A 12872-nucleotide genomic window follows, 5' to 3' on the forward strand; every position below is an offset into this window, starting at 1 on the left:
CCAGCCCCAGCCCACCCAGGGCTTTTGGGCGATCAGGTGCAGCACATTGGCCCACAGCACGCGGCGGCTGGTGCAACCAGGCTCTTCGTCGAGGATGCGCACAAATAGCCCATCCGATGCGAACCCGGTCCAGTCCAGCAGTAAACGGGGTAGCAGCCAAGCCGCTGCGCCATACAACACCAGCCCCACCAATCCCAGCCCCAGGACCAGGCGCCCCCACGACACGCGCCAGCACAACATCAGCCCCAGCATCAAGAGCCACTGCGCGGCCCCGGTGCGTGATGCCGTGGCGGCACTCGACATCGCCAGCAACGCCAACGCCCAGGCCACCAGCAACCCCGTCAACCACCCGGGCCAAGCCTTTCCTCTCTGCACGGGGGTGGCGATGCCTGGGTGTTGCAGACGTGCCTGCCTCTGGGCCAGGACCCACAACAGCGCCCAAACGCCCAGGCTCAGGAGCGTTGCCTGCTGATTGCGCTGGCGCAGGTTGCCAATGGCCTGCCCCAGCGTGGAGGGCTGCACTCCTGGGAGGCCAGGGTCCCCCAGGAAGTACTGCAGCAGCCCGATGACTGCACTGATCAGTGCCGCTACGAGAAGGCCGGCCGCCAGCATCCGGCTCGACACCAGGGCTGGCGCAGCCCTGGTCTCCCCTTCCTGATCCCGCCCCGGCGAACTGCCGTAGCGAGCCAGAGCCAGCAGCACCAGCACCGCGCCGCAGCCCCAGGACGCCAGCAGGGGCCAGAAGTTGTTGATGGGGGCCTGCGTGAAGCAGAACAGGAACGGCAGCGCCAGTGCCAGCAGTGTCAGCGGCGTGGCCATGGTGGCAAAGGGCATGGGATGGCAGGTCGGGCAGAAAGGGCGCGCCGTGGATCATATGCGCGGCTGCCCGGGTACCCGCTGGCGCCCATGGGACAATCGCCGCCATGCACGCATTGTTTGAAGAAGCCGGCAAATTTCTCGCCGGCCGTATCCTGTCCGAAGCCGATACCTCCGCCCAAGTGGAGCTGGACTCGGGCAAACGGGTCAAGGTCAAGGCCGCCCACATCCTCCTGAAGTTCGAAAAACCCTCCCCGGCAGAACTCATCGCCCAGGCCCAGGCCGTGGCCGAGACCATCGAGTTGGATCTGGCCTGGGAGTTCGCGCCCGAAGACGAGTTCGGCTTTGCCGACCTGGCACGCGACTATTTCTCCGACAACGCCACACTGGCCCAGCAGGCCGGTGCGCTGTTCCGCCTGTACGACGCGCCCCACTACTTCCGCCGTGCGGGCAAGGGCCGGTTCAAGAAGGCATCGGCCGAGATCCTGCAGCAGGCGCTGGCCGCCATCGAGAAGAAAAAAGCCATCCTCGCGCAGATCGATGAATGGGCCGCGCAACTGGGCCGGGGCGAATGCCCGCAGCCCATCCGCGACCAGCTCTACAAGATCCTGTTCAAGCCCGACAAGAACGCGCCCGAATACAAGGCCGTGGTGGACGCCAGCCGCGCCACGCACACCGCGCCGCTCGATCTGCTGCAAAAGGCGGGTGCCATCGACTCGGCCTACCAGTTCCACTGGAAGCGCTTTTTGTTCGAGAACTTCCCCAAGGGCACAGGCTTTCCAGCCGTCACGGCGCCCGTCATTGCCGATGAGCTGCCGCTGTCCACCGCGCAGGCGTACTCCATCGACGACTCGCAGACCACCGAAATCGACGACGCGTTGTCGGTGCAGGGCCTGGGCACCGGCACCGTGGTGCTGGGCATCCACATCGCCGCGCCCGGCCTGGCCATCCAGCCGGGCAGCGCGATTGACCAGCTCGGCCGTGCGCGCCTGTCCACCGTGTACATGCCGGGCTACAAGATCACCATGCTGCCGGATGATGTGGTGCAGACCTACACGCTGGACGAAGGCCGCGCCAACCCGGCCGTGTCGCTGTACGTGACCATCGACGAAGCCACGCTGGAGTTCAAGGGCTCCGAGACCCGGCTGGAGCGCGTGCACATCGCCGCCAACCTGCGCCACGACCAGCTCGACGGCGTGGTGACGGAAGAATGGCTGACCAACCCGGCGTTTGAGCATCAAAACGACCCCCACCGCCTGTCCGACCTGCGTGGGCAGCTATCATTTTTGCACCGCCTCGCCAAAGACCTCAAAGCCCGCCGCGAAGTCGTGCGTGGCAAGCCCGAGAACTTCAACCGGCCAGACTACAACTTCCGCCTGGTCGGCAACAATGGCGCCGAGCCCACGGGCGACGAGCAGGTGCAGATCAGCGTGCGCCAGCGCGGCGCGCCGCTCGATTTGATCGTGGCCGAGGCCATGATCGTGGCCAACAGCACCTGGGGCAGCTGGATGGCCGAGCTTGGGGTGCCCGGCATCTACCGCAGCCAGGCCAGCATGGCGCCGGGCGTGAAGGTGCGCATGGGCACCAAGGCGCTGCCGCATGCGGGCATCGGCGTCAAAGCGTATTCGTGGGCCACCTCGCCCCTGCGCCGCTACACCGATCTGGTCAACCAGTGGCAGATCATTGCCTGCGCGCGCCACGGCAAGACGGCCGCACTGGCCGCGCCTTTCAAGCCCAAGGACGCAGACCTGTTCTCCATCATCAGCAGCTTCGACGCCGCCTACAGCGCCTACAACGGCTACCAGGCGGGCATGGAGCGCTTCTGGACGCTGAAATATGTGGAGCAGAACGGCATCACCGAGTTGAACGCCACGGTCTTCAAGGAAGGCCCGGGCGGCAGCTTCCTGGTGCGGGCAGACGATATTCCGCTGGTCTTTCCCGTGCTGGGTGCGCAGAACCTGCCGCGCGGCGCGCGCCTGAAGGTCAAGCTGGGCGAGGTGGACGAAATCACGCTGGACATCCACGGCACCGTGATCGAGCGCCTGGACGACCCCGCCGACACCAGCGACGACGGCCCGGTGGACGATGCCGAGGACGACGACACCGTGGCAGGGCCCATCGCCATTGCGGTGGACGTGAACGAGGCCCCCGCCGACGCCACTGCAGCAGCACCGGCCGCCTAAGCCCCGGACAGCCCCTGATAATTGCCGGCGATGAAACTCCCTGCCTTCCTCCGCACCTTCAGCACGCTGCAGCTGGCGCTGGGCGTCTCCATCGCCGTACACGCTGCACTCATCTCGGTGCGCTTCATTGACCCCGAGGGCTTCAACCGGGTGTTCCAGGACACGCCGCTCGAAGTCATCCTGGTCAACGCCAAGTCGAACGAGCGGCCCGACAAGGCCCAGGCGATTGCCCAGGCCAACCTGGCAGGCGGTGGCGATGCAGAGAAGGGCCGGGCCACCAGCCCCCTGCCCTATTCGGCCCTGACCACCATCGGTGACGACTACGAAGAAGCCCAGCGCAAGATGGACGCGATGCAGGAGCAGCAGGCCCAGCTGCTGGCCCAGTTGCGAAAGCAGCTGGCCACCATGCCCGCGCCCGATCCGCGCCAGGCCAGCCAGAGCGGAGAACAGGCCAGCGAGCAGGAAAAGCGCCGCCAGCTGGTCAAGCTGCTGGCCGAGATAGAAAAACGCATCAACGAAGAAAACTCGCGCCCCAAGAAGCGCTACATCAGCCCCGCCACCCGCGAGGAAGCCTACGCCGTGTACTACGACGCGCTGCGCCGCAAGGTCGAGGACAAGGGCACCGAAAACTTCCCGGAGCAGGGCGGGCGCAAGCTGTACGGCGAGCTGACGATGATCGTCACCGTCAACCATGACGGCCGCGTGCTGGGCACGGAGATCGTGCAAGGCTCAGGCAATGGCACGCTGGACCGCCGCGCCGAAGCCATTGCCCGCGCCGCAGGGCCGTTTGGCGCCTTTGATGCCGAGATGCGCAAGAAGGCCGACCAGATCGCCATGGTGGCGCGCTTCAAGTTCACCCGCGACCAGACCCTGGAAACCGTTGTGAAGTAACTGCCCGGCGGGTGCGCAGCGAGGCCCTTCTCGCCGGCCGCCAAGGCCTCCACGCCCACCTGCCCGCCCCACAGAACACACCGCACGGCCGCCCGTACCGCCAGCCCCACGCCGCCCTAGCCACCCATGACATCCCCCGCCTCCCCTGCCGACCTGTACTGCGTGATGGGCAACCCGGTCGCCCACAGCCGCTCGCCTGCCATCCACGCCCGTTTTGCCGAGCTGACCGGTGAACACATTGCCTACGAATGCCGCCTGGTGCCCATGGACGGTTTTGCCCAGGGTGTGCGGGCGTTTGCCGCTGAGGGCGGGCGCGGCTGCAACGTCACCGTGCCGTTCAAGACCGAAGCGCCAGGCCTGGCGACCGAATGCAGCGAGCGCGTGCAACTGGCGGGTGCGGCGAACACCCTCACCTTCCGCGCCGACGGCAGCATCTACGCTGACAACACCGATGGCCTGGGCCTGGTGGCCGACATCACGCGCAACGCGGGCGTGTCGCTGGCCGGGCGCGATGTGCTGCTGGTGGGCGCCGGGGGCGCCGCCGCAGGCGTGTTGGGCCCGCTGTTGCTGGCGGGGGCCCGCCACATCACCGTGGCCAACCGCACCCTGGCCAAGGCGCAGGCGCTGGTGCAGTCGCACAGCGCCTTGGCTGCGCTACAAAAAGCAGAGCTGTCAGCGCAAGAACCACTAGCGCTATCGGCCCATTTCGATGTAATCATCAACGCCACGGCCAGCAGCCTTTCTGGCGGCGGCATCCCGGTGCCCGCTAGCGTGCTGCGCCCCGGAGCCCTGGCCTACGACATGATGTACGGCCCCGCAGCGCAAGGCTTCCTCGACTGGGCGCGCCAGCACGGTGCGGAGCCCCGTGACGGCCTGGGCATGCTGGTGGAACAGGCCGCTGAAGCCTTCTTGCTGTGGCGCGGTGTGCGCCCGCCTTCGGCCCAGGTGCTGCGCGAAATGCAGCAATCCATTGCGGCCTGAGCCCCGAGGACGCCCCGATGAAAGCCGTGCTGCGCTGGCTGGGACTGCTGGTGATCGCCTTCGTGGCGTTGCAGCTGTTCTTCGTGCTGCGCATTGCCGCCATGGTGGCGATCAACCCCCAATCCACCACCTTCCAGCGCTCTGAAGCCTGGACGCTGCTGGCCAGCAAAGGCCACGTGCCCTGGCGCCAGCAATGGGTGCCGTACGCGGACATCTCCGACCACCTCAAGCGCGCCGTCATCGCCTCGGAAGACGATGGTTTTGTGAACCACGACGGCGTGGACTGGAACGCCATCGAAAAAGCCTGGGAGCGCAACGCCAAGGCCGAAGCCCTGGCCAGCAAGGCGCAGGCCCGTGCCCCCGAGCGCCCGGTGCGTGCGCCCAAGATCCGGGGTGGCTCCACCATCACCCAGCAGCTGGCCAAGAACCTGCTGCTGTCGGGCGAACGCACGCTGCTGCGCAAGGGGCAGGAGTTTGTTCTCACACTGGCGCTGGAGCAGTTGCTCTCCAAGCAGCGCATCCTGGAGATCTACCTCAACAACGTGGAATGGGGCGAAGGCGTGTTCGGCGCCGAGGCGGCCGCGCAGCACTACTTCCGCAAAAGCGCCAGCCGCCTGAGCACCGCCGAAGCCGCGCGCCTGGCCGTGATGCTGCCTGCGCCCAAGCGCTTTGAGAAAACGCCCGGGTCGGCGTATCTGGCAGGACGGACACGCACGATCCTAGGGCGCATGGGCGGCGCGGAGTTGCCCTGAACTTCACCCACAGGTAAGCAGCGCGCCTTATCGCCCCAGCGGCGCATCGCGCCGCTGCAGCCACAGCGCAGACGTCCCCTCTGGCCGCAGTGTCACTTGAAACCGGGGCGCTCCCACGGCGCCCCCCACCGGCAGCCGCACGGTGTAGCGCTGCAGCAGCATGGCCGCCAACAGCGTCATCTCCAGCATCGCAAAGTGCTGGCCAATGCACACGCGAGGACCCAGGCCGAACGGAATCCACGCGCCCCGGGGGATGGGCGGCGCGCCGTCCAGAAAACGCTCGGGCACAAAACGGTCCGGCTCGGCAAACCAGCGTGCATCGCGGTGCAGCACCCAAGGGGTGATGCGCAGCATGGCGCCCTGGGGCACCGGCACGCCGCCCAGCGCGACGGGCGCGGTGGTGCGGCGGCTCATCAGCGCGGCAATCGGAGGGTACAGGCGCAGCGCCTCTTTGAGCGTGGCGCCCAGCCAGGGCAGCTGGGCCATATGCTCGGGGCCGGGGGTGCCGCCCTGCAGCACGGCATCGACCTCGGCCTGGGCGCGCTGCGCGGCCTCGGGGTGCTGGGCCATGAGCAGGGTCCACCACAGCAGCGTGGTGGCGCTGGTTTCGTGTCCGGCCTGGAAGCTGACGATGCACTGGTCAAACACCTCCTGCGCCGACAAGGCCTCGCCGGTTTCCTCGTCGCGCAGGGCCAGCAGCATCTGCAGCAGGTCCGTGCGCGCAGGGGCATCGGGTGGGGGCACCTCGGCCTGGCGGGCATGGATGTGGCGCCACACCAGCCCCTTCAACGACCGGATAGCCCGCCGCTTGGCCGCCTTGCCCGGCAGGGGCAGCCAGTCGGGCAGCGTGAAGGGCATAAACATTTCGCGGAAGGCGGTTTCCGACAGCGTCTGCGTGGCCCAGGCGGCATCGCGCGCATCGGCCTGGGCCGATTCGCTGAACAGCGTGCGCAGGATCACGTCCATGGCCACGTCCGTCCACAGCGCATCCACCGCCACCTGGGCGCCGGGCTGGCCCGGGGGCACGGCAGCGTCGAGTGCGCTGCGGGCGGCATCGGTCATCAGTTGTGCGTAGCCTGCCACCCGCTTGGGAGTGAAGGCGGGCATCAGCATGCGGCGCTGGCGCTGCCAGGTGTCGCCTTCGGTCACCAGCACGCTCTGGCCAAACACTTCTTCGAACACCGCAATGCCACGCTCCCAGCGAATGAGCTGGTCGGCATGGGTGACGAGTGCCTCGCGCACGAGGTCGGGGTGCATCAGGTCCCACGCATCTTCATACCCTAGTCGCATGCGGGTGAGGTCGCCATGCTCGCGCTGCAGTTGGGTGACAAAGCCCAGGTAGTCGGCCCGCATGGCGCGCAGCAGCGGCAGGCCCCACCAACGGGTTCGCGGGCCGCGTGGCGTTGCAGGCGTGGGGGGATGAGTGGGAGAAGTAACAGAGGACGTGGTGACTGTGGGCGAGTTCATGCCCCACATGCTGCAGCGCAGCGACGAGTCAGTATTGAACGATTGCGACAGCCCCCGTCGCCTACACTCGCGCCCCATGGCAAGCTTGGCCCCCCTTTCCCCCCGGCACCCTGCCGGGTTGATCCCCTCGGGCGAACTGTGGCTGCCGCGCGCCAGCCTCACGGCCTGCCTGCGCGCGGCCATGGCGCGCAGCACGGTGGGCCATGCGCTCAGCGATGCGCAGCGCATCAACCGCTTCCCTGCATCCCCCTTGTGCAGCCTGAGCTGGTGGTTTGAAGGCCGCAGCGAGGCCCTGGTGGCCGAGCGCCCCGACACCATGCCCACGGAACACAGCCCGCGCGAGGCCTACCCCGGCCGCTGGGTGCTGGCAGGCCCGCAGACGCGCCCCACTTCCAGCTACTGCGCAGGGCCCACGCACGCCATGATGGTGATGTTCATGCCCGACGCGCTGCACCAACTCACCGGCGTGGGCCCCGGCGCCCTGACCGACCGCATGGTGGACGCGCAATCCCTGTTGCCGCCCGATTGGCTGGCGCTGTGCGAGGCAGTGCAGAACCTGCCCGACAACGCGGCCCGCCTGCAGCACCTGGAGGACTTCCTGGAGCCCCGCTGGCAGGCCTGCCGCCCCGCCCAGGCATTGCCCACACAGCGCTACGGCGACTGGGCCGCGCACCTGGCGCAGCGCGCCGCCCTGTCGGCCCCCGGCCGCAGCCTGCGCCAGCTGGAGCGGCGCATCAAGCGCTGGGCCGGGCTGCCCCTGCGCGAGCTGCGCGGCTTTGGCAAGGCCGAGCAGGCGTTCTTCGACACCATCGCGGCCGATGCATCCCAAGGCAGCGTCAAATGGGCGGATGTCGCAGCGGGCGCCGGGTTCTCGGACCAGTCGCACCTGTGCCGCGTCACGCGCCGCATCACGGGCTATGCACCGCAGGCGCTGTATGACGGCATCTATGGGGACGAAGCTTTCTGGGCCTATCGCATCTGGGTGTAGCGCTGCCCAGGTCCTTGCCTGGCATGCAGGCCCGGCGCCCGTATCATCCCCGCCATGCTTGCCAAGTTGATGAGTTTCCTTCTGCTGGGGATCGTGCGGTTTCTCACCGGCTCCCAGGCCCGCTGGTATGGCTGCCCGCCCAAGGCCGAGCAGCGTATCTACTTTGCCAACCACCAGAGCCATGCCGACATGGTGCTGATCTGGGCGGCGCTACCCGAAGAGCTGCGCAGCATCACGCGGCCCATCGCTGCCAAGGATTACTGGACGAAGACGCCGTTCCGGCAGTGGATCACCACCGCCGTGTTCAACGCCGTGTATGTGGACCGCCAGGCCACGCCCGCGCGGCCGGTTGCGCCGGTGGCGGCCGAGCCCACTGGGGCACCAGCCACGCCGAGCGATGCAGACACGGCCGCCGCAGGTGGCCCAGACCCATCACCCGAAGCCCCGCCGCGCGCTCCAACCCCCGAGGAGTTGCGTTCCGCCCTGCCAGAGTCCGACCCGCTGGCCCCGCTGGTGCGCGCGCTCGAGAGCGGCGACTCCATCGTGATCTTCCCGGAAGGCACGCGCGGCCATGGCGACGAGCCCCAGTCGTTCAAATCCGGCCTGTTCAAGCTGGCACAGATGTTTCCGCAGGTGGTGCTGGTGCCCGCATGGATCAACAACGTACAGCGCGTGATGCCCAAGGGCGAGGTGGTGCCTGTGCCCATCCTGTGTTCGGTGACCTTTGGCGCGCCCATCCAGCTCGAAGCGGGTGAAGAGCGCCGCCCGTTCCTCGACCGTGCGCGCCGCGCCGTCATCGCTCTGCGAGAAGTCTGAGCATGACCCGTCCGAAGCCCCTGACCTTGCCGAATGCTGCGCCCCAGAGCGCGCGCTGACATGAACCAATTCTTGCGCAACCTCACCGCCACCCAGCAGATCGGGGCCTTGTTCCTGGTCGTGTTCGGCATCCTGTCCATCGTCACCGTGTGGGCCTTTGTGCGCAATCTGCGAGAGCACGCCAGCGACGACCCCGAAGCAGAAGCCCGGGCCCTGGAAGCCAAGCGCTTCTGGGGGCTGCTCAAGACCTCCTGGGTCATGGCCACGGTGTTCTGGATCGGCTGGGTGCTGGGCGAAACGGTGGCCACGGTGCTGTTTGCCATCGTGGGCTTTTTTGCGCTGCGCGAGTTCATCACCCTGTCGCCCACGCGCCGGGGCGACCACCGCAGCCTGGTGCTGGCGTTCTTCGTGGTGCTGCCCTTGCAGTTCTGGCTGGTGGGCAGCAAGCACTTCGACCTGTTCACCGTGTTCATCCCGGTGTACGTGTTTCTGGCGCTGCCCGTGGTGAGCGCACTGGCCAACGACCCCCAGCGGTTTCTGGAGCGCAATGCCAAGCTGCAGTGGGGCATCATGGTCTGCGTGTACGGCATGAGCCACGTGCCCGCGCTGCTGCTGCTCGACTTCCCGGGCTACCGCGACAAGGGCGCGTTTCTGGTGTTCTTTCTGGTGTTTGTGGTGCAGACCTGCATGCTGGTGCAGCACCTGCTCGGGCGGCGCTTTCCGCACAAACCGGTGGCGCCGCAAGTGAGCCAGAGCTTTCAGTGGACCAGCTGGCTGGCAGGCGTGGCCGCCGGGGGCCTGGCAGGCGGTCTGCTGACCTTCATCACCCCCTTCAAACCCGGCCAGGCGCTGGGCATGGCGCTGCTGGCCTGCGTGGCGGGCAGCCTGGGGCACCTGGTGATGAAAGCACTCAAACGCGACCGCGGCATCACCAGCTGGGGCATGCAGGGCATGTCCGTCACCGGTGCCGGGGGCCTGCTCGACCGGGTGGATGCGCTGTGTTTTGCAGCGCCCGTGTTCTTCCATTCGGCACGCTGGTACTTCGGTTTGTAGAAGAATCGGCCGATAGCGCTAGTTCCCATTGCCCCAATAGCTATAAAAACGAGAGCAAATGCGCATCCTTGGTATTGACCCCGGCCTGCAGACCACCGGCTTCGGCGTGGTGGACATGGACGGCCACAAGCTCAGCTACGTGGCCAGCGGCACCATCCGCACCACCACCCTCGCGCTGGGCGACCTGCCCGGGCGCCTGAAGATCCTTTTCGACGGCATCACCGAGGTCGCAGCCCGCTACCAGCCCGATGTGGCCTCGGTCGAGATCGTGTTCGTCAACGTCAATCCCCAGTCCACACTGCTGCTGGGACAGGCGCGGGGCGCCGCCATCACCGCCCTGGTGGCCAGCAATCTGCCCGTTGCCGAATACACCGCGCTGCAGATGAAAAAGGCCGTGGTCGGCCACGGCCGCGCCGCCAAAAGCCAGGTGCAGGAAATGGTGCGGCGGCTGTTGCAGCTGCCAGGCCTGCCGGGCACGGACGCAGCCGACGGCCTGGGCATGGCCATCACCCATGCACACGCCGGTTCCGCCATGGGCCGCTTGGGCGAAGCCGCCACGCTGAACCGGCGGCAGCATGCGATGTACAAGGATGGGCGGAGTTATTGAAATCCCGCCATTGCCAACGTCGAAGTACCTAGGTTTGGAGCATCGCCCATACTGCACCTGACAGACGCACTTGGATCAGTTGCACTGTGAGTAGCCTCGAGGCGATAGGGATGACGTCTCGCGCGCTACGCGCCTGGCCAAAAGGATCGAAGACTGAACTGCATCAAAGCTGGCCCCAGTCCCAGGCCAGTAGAGGCCACGCGGTCCTGAGCAGAGCGTCAGAATCTGCGGTTTGGCATCAATCTCCGCCCCTTCTCCGCGCTCCACCACCATCTCATAACGGATGGTTGAAGCGGGTTTGCCTCGAAAGGTCTCCAACACGCGTGCGTGATAGATGTGACGCTCCTCGGTCACTACGTCAGCTGCCTCGTGGTGCGCACTTTTATTGTGCAGTGGAGCTATGTCCACACGGGTGTGAACAACAAGGGCCGAGTAGGGCGTCTGCGCAATCGCTTTTGCCAGAAACTCCCTTTCGGAAGACGCCATGGCTTCGGCAGAGTTCGTTTCTCCTGCGGCTGACATCGTCACCGCAAAGGCACCGTCGGTGTTGAACCAGGAACCCGCGATAAATGTGGCTACCAACACGCTAGCGCGCAAACTCATGACTCACTCCCCGCTTCAGACGACGTCCCCTGAAAGACTGGCAAAGATTTGCCCTGCGCCGATCCGGAGGGAAAGGTGAATGCATCCCAGACACTCGCGGGATATCGACTGATATTGACTTCATTGCCCTGGTTGCCTCCGAGCATGAAGTAGTGTTTGCCATCACGGCTCTGGCCGACCGCAAACGCCACATACCCTCCGCCAGACCTGCTTTTGATACAGATGGCACCATACACGGGACTCTTGAGTTCCACGCCGAAGTTAGACCACTCCTTGGCTCTGAACGCGTTTGGAGGAGGCAAGTAGCCGTGCTGGGACATGACCCAAGCCACGAACGATCCACACCAAGCGTCCTTCTTGCCAGAATCGTCTTTGGCCCAGTATTTGGCGGCCTTGTGATACTCCATGATGCGCGGATTGGCGCTGGCACCTGCCAGTTCTTTCTGACCCAGTTCGCGTTCGGCCGTCGCGATCCAAGGAGCCCCCAAATCAGCGCTGGAGGGCGCGGGGTTGGTCAAGGCAAGCTTCGATTGCACCGTGTTTTCGGCGTCAGCCCGGCACATGAGCGCGGTCATTGTTTTGCTGCCAGGCCGAATCAACCCATCCGGACGCGTTATGCCTATGCTGCGTTGAAAGGCGTGAATCTTGAAAATGGTCCGCGCCCCGGGCGAACCATCTGCCACCAGTTGCTGAACACCCGGCATGTCAATCTCGTTCAGCGACCGCTGAACGATCATGGTGTCGTTCAAGGAATTGCGGCCGCCTTGGCCAACGGTATCCGTGATCATCGGCGTCTCCTATGCGCTCGCTGGATGTTCAAGGCTTTCACGCCAACTGCGTCTTCATCCGCTCCGCCCGCTCCTTCGGCGAGGGGTGGGTGGACAGAAAGTTGCTCGAATCACCGCCCGACATCACGGCCAGCTTTTCCAGTGCGCTCACGCAGGCACTCGGCTGGTAGCGCTTGGCTTTCATGAAGCCCATCGCGTAATCGTCGGCCTCGCGTTCGTTGCTTTGGGAGTGCTGGGCGCGCACCACTTTTTCAAACAGATCGCCCAGTTGCGAGTCGGCGATGGCGCCGGCGCGGCTGTTGCTGGACGAGACGGCATTGCGCAGGGCGCTGGTGCGCAGGGCCGCCTGGATGCGGGCCTTGCTGTGGCCCTTTTTGACGTGGCCGATTTCGTGGCCGATGACGTAGCGCACTTCGTCATCGGTGAACTTGTCCATCAGGCCCGAGTACACACGGATGGTGCCGTTGGCCATGGCAAAGGCATTGATGTCGGGGGTGAGGTAGACCTTGAAGTTCATCTTCAGGCCGTCATACGTGCCCAAGCCCGCCGTGAGTTTGTTCAGGCGCGTGGCGTAAGGGTTGCCAGCGGGAGCAATGCGGTTTTGGCGGTCGCTTTCAGCGGCCATCTGGTCAAAGGCAGCCTTGACCTCGTCGTCGGTCAGCGACTCGGATTTGGCCAGGTCCTTGCCCGCGTCGAGCATCTTGCCCAGGTCAAACTGTGCCCAGACGGGCGATACGGCACTCACGCCGGATGCCAGGGTCACAAGCGTCAGTAGTTGGCGGCGGTCCATCGAATTCCCTCTCTCTTCTTTATCGTTGCTTTAGGTATGGATGTTTTATTGAGCAACCTTGTGCAAGCAAAGGTTCTCAAGTGCGCCGAAATATAGCGACGCACCCCCCCGATTTCGGGGGCGAGTCCTATCTGCAG

At 65.9% G+C, this 12872-nt stretch carries 13 protein-coding genes; 8 read left to right on the top strand and 5 right to left on the bottom strand.

What is annotated here, in order from left to right:
• On the bottom strand, nt 1-834 hold an 834-nt coding region (locus AC07X4_RS08595; RefSeq protein WP_494739841.1), incomplete at its 3' end, for a pilin glycosylation ligase domain-containing protein.
• Between the two features lie 89 nt (nt 835-923).
• Here AC07X4_RS08595 and AC07X4_RS08600 point away from each other — a divergent pair.
• From AC07X4_RS08600 to mtgA, 4 genes are all read left to right on the top strand, one after another.
• Nucleotides 924-2999, top strand: a complete 2076-nt coding sequence (locus AC07X4_RS08600) for a ribonuclease catalytic domain-containing protein (protein WP_494739842.1) — start codon at nt 924-926, stop codon at nt 2997-2999.
• 30 nt (nt 3000-3029) lie between these two features.
• On the top strand, nt 3030-3890 hold the full coding sequence (locus AC07X4_RS08605) for an energy transducer TonB (RefSeq protein ID WP_056746921.1): 861 nt from the start codon (nt 3030-3032) through the stop codon (nt 3888-3890).
• 126 nt (nt 3891-4016) lie between these two features.
• The gene (gene aroE / locus AC07X4_RS08610) at nt 4017-4871 is read left to right on the top strand and encodes a shikimate dehydrogenase (protein ID WP_494739843.1); all 855 of its coding nucleotides are present in this window, start codon (nt 4017-4019) and stop codon (nt 4869-4871) included.
• Nucleotides 4872-4888: 17 nt separating this feature from the next.
• Nucleotides 4889-5623, top strand: coding sequence for a monofunctional biosynthetic peptidoglycan transglycosylase (mtgA, locus tag AC07X4_RS08615; RefSeq protein WP_192420477.1), 735 nt, complete (start codon nt 4889-4891; stop codon nt 5621-5623).
• Between the two features lie 27 nt (nt 5624-5650).
• Here the strand turns inward: mtgA and AC07X4_RS08620 are convergent, their stop codons facing one another.
• The gene (locus tag AC07X4_RS08620) at nt 5651-7090 is read right to left on the bottom strand and encodes a cytochrome P450 (RefSeq protein ID WP_494739844.1); all 1440 of its coding nucleotides are present in this window, start codon (nt 7088-7090) and stop codon (nt 5651-5653) included.
• A 76-nt stretch (nt 7091-7166) separates the two neighbouring features.
• Between AC07X4_RS08620 and AC07X4_RS08625 the strand changes: the two genes are divergently transcribed.
• From AC07X4_RS08625 to ruvC, 4 genes are read left to right on the top strand one after another with little or no spacing between them, the layout of a single operon-like run.
• Nucleotides 7167-8078 carry an AraC family transcriptional regulator gene (locus AC07X4_RS08625; RefSeq protein ID WP_494739845.1) on the top strand — a complete coding sequence of 304 codons (912 nt, stop codon included), beginning with the start codon at nt 7167-7169 and terminating at the stop codon, nt 8076-8078.
• 54 nt (nt 8079-8132) lie between these two features.
• Entirely contained in the window at nt 8133-8894 is a 762-nt protein-coding gene (locus tag AC07X4_RS08630) for a lysophospholipid acyltransferase family protein (RefSeq protein WP_056746924.1), read from the top strand.
• Between the two features lie 60 nt (nt 8895-8954).
• On the top strand, nt 8955-9947 hold the full coding sequence (locus tag AC07X4_RS08635) for a phosphatidate cytidylyltransferase (RefSeq protein ID WP_056066583.1): 993 nt from the start codon (nt 8955-8957) through the stop codon (nt 9945-9947).
• Between the two features lie 58 nt (nt 9948-10005).
• Nucleotides 10006-10554: a crossover junction endodeoxyribonuclease RuvC gene (gene ruvC / locus AC07X4_RS08640; RefSeq protein WP_056066401.1), complete on the top strand. Its 549-nt coding sequence runs from the start codon at nt 10006-10008 to the stop codon at nt 10552-10554.
• Between the two features lie 75 nt (nt 10555-10629).
• Here ruvC and AC07X4_RS08645 read toward each other — a convergent pair whose 3' ends face one another.
• The 3 genes from AC07X4_RS08645 to AC07X4_RS08655 are packed head-to-tail and all read right to left on the bottom strand — an operon-like array spanning nt 10630 to nt 12735.
• Nucleotides 10630-11157 carry a hypothetical protein gene (locus AC07X4_RS08645; RefSeq protein ID WP_494739846.1) on the bottom strand — a complete coding sequence of 176 codons (528 nt, stop codon included), beginning with the start codon at nt 11155-11157 and terminating at the stop codon, nt 10630-10632.
• Nucleotides 11154-11945, bottom strand: a complete 792-nt coding sequence (locus AC07X4_RS08650) for an NlpC/P60 family protein (RefSeq protein WP_494739847.1) — start codon at nt 11943-11945, stop codon at nt 11154-11156. Before AC07X4_RS08650 ends, AC07X4_RS08645 begins: the two co-directional genes overlap by 4 nt.
• Before the next feature lie 37 nt (nt 11946-11982).
• Nucleotides 11983-12735 carry a M48 family metallopeptidase gene (locus tag AC07X4_RS08655; protein WP_494739848.1) on the bottom strand — a complete coding sequence of 251 codons (753 nt, stop codon included), beginning with the start codon at nt 12733-12735 and terminating at the stop codon, nt 11983-11985.
• Nucleotides 12736-12872: the final 137 nt, after the last annotated feature.

The organism is Acidovorax sp. GW460-11-11-14-LB4, assembly GCF_059423685.1.